The organism is Oscillibacter sp. CU971, from assembly GCF_905219725.1.
Classification (GTDB): domain Bacteria; phylum Bacillota; class Clostridia; order Oscillospirales; family Oscillospiraceae; genus Oscillibacter.
The window spans coordinates 1-1553 of sequence record NZ_CAJMXG010000453.1; the positions used below are offsets into that span (position 1 = coordinate 1).

At 55.4% G+C, this 1553-nt stretch carries 3 protein-coding genes; all 3 read left to right on the forward strand.

Annotation, left to right across the window (positions count from 1 at the left end; genetic code table 11):
* On the forward strand, window positions 1-282 hold a 282-nt coding region (locus JX325_RS16465), incomplete at its 5' end, for a hypothetical protein (RefSeq protein ID WP_204792115.1).
* Window positions 282-986, forward strand: a complete 705-nt coding sequence (locus JX325_RS16470) for an antirestriction protein ArdA (protein ID WP_204792116.1) — start codon at window positions 282-284, stop codon at window positions 984-986. The genes JX325_RS16465 and JX325_RS16470, both read left to right, overlap by 1 nt.
* Before the next feature lie 112 nt (window positions 987-1098).
* Window positions 1099-1518, forward strand: coding sequence for a PcfB family protein (locus tag JX325_RS16475; protein ID WP_374220659.1), 420 nt, complete (start codon window positions 1099-1101; stop codon window positions 1516-1518).
* Window positions 1519-1553 lie beyond the last annotated feature (35 nt).

Here is a 1553-nt window from a genome sequence, read left to right on the forward strand (position 1 = left end):
GTACTGGCCGTCCAGTATTGCCGGGCGGTCTATGAGGCGGGCTTTTCCCCGATCTGTCCTACCCTCTATTTGCCGCTGTTCCTCAATGACGCAGTACCCGAGGAGCATAAAAACGGCATCGACATGGGCCGTGACCTCTTGCGCCGCTCCCATGTGCTGGTGGTCTGCGGACACACTATGACCGAGGCTATGAAAAACGATATTGCCGTGGCCCAGCGGCTGGGGATCACCGCCACCACTCTTGAGGGCATTTTAACCGTCAAGGAACAGGGGCACCGCTGATGCCGTCCCTGTTTGAAGTCTACATCACCAACCTTGGGAAATACAACGAGGGGGAGCTGGTGGGGGAAACGCTGAAATTTCCCACCAGCCCCCAGGAGGTGCAGGCCCTGTTAAAACATATCGGGGTGGACGGCATACGCTACGAGGAATTTTTCATTACCAGCTTTGACGGCGATGTGCTGGGGCTCTATGACTACCTTGGCGAGTATGAAAATCTGGACGAATTAAACCACCTGGCCTGCCTGCTCTCGGAGCTGGATCAAGGCGAGCTGGAAAAATTCGAGGCCGCCCTAAACATCGGCGCCCATACTGCCAGCGTGGCGGATATTATCAACCTGGCGCAAAATCTGGACTGCTTTGAGTTTTACCCGGATATTGAAACGGAGGAGGACTTGGGCCGTTACTGGGCCGAGGATTTGCCTATCCCGGCGGAGCTGAAAGACTATTTTGACTATGGGGCATACGGGCGGGATGTTTCGATCAACGAGGGCGGCCACTTTGCCCCGGGCGGCTATATCGTCCAGACCAGCGGCGATTTCAAGGAATATTATCACGATACCAAGGACATTCCCGCCGGGCACAAGGTTTTTTCTTTTCCCCAGCTTTCCATCCGGGAACAGATGGCCGCCTATAAGGAGGTGATTGACGGTTCCTCAAAAGAGGGATTCCGGCGGCTGACTGAAAAAGGCCGGGAGGAACGCTGACAAGGCACTTCGAGACACTTTGTCCCAAGGCGGCCCAAGAAAGGAGGCGGTGTAACTGATTGACGAAGAAATTTCCCGGAGCTCCATAGCGATTTCCGTCCGGGCCGGCAAGCTGACGGCCCGGGGGCTGGCTTATGTGCTCCAGGCGGCGGGCCGCCAGATTGCCAAACGGCATAGGGCGGCCCAGCGGCCCCACGGCAGGCAGAGCGTAAAAAAGCTCATGGGACATGGGGAGAATGTAAACAGTATTGAGGTAGAGTCCCCCAAGCTCTTTGACCGCATGGCCCGCCGTTTCAATGTGGATTATGCGTTTTACCAGACCGGGCCGGACAAATACCTGCTGTTTTTCAAGGCTGGGCAGGCGGACGCCATCACCGCCTGTTTTGAAAGCTATTCCCGGAAACTGCTTGGAAAGTCAAAATCCAGCCGCATCCCCATCCGGGAACAGCTCAAGCGGGCGGCGGATCAGCTTGCCAAGGAAAAAACCAAAACGAAAGAACGGGCAAAGGAGGTGGTTCGTGAAGAACGATAAGATCAAGAAATATCTCATTCCCAACATTCCATATC

What these genes read in the sequence shown, in the direction of transcription:
- JX325_RS16470 (WP_204792116.1), top strand. Translation starts at nt 282, where the DNA reads ATGCCGTCCCTGTTTGAAGTCTACATCACCAACCTTGGGAAATACAAC.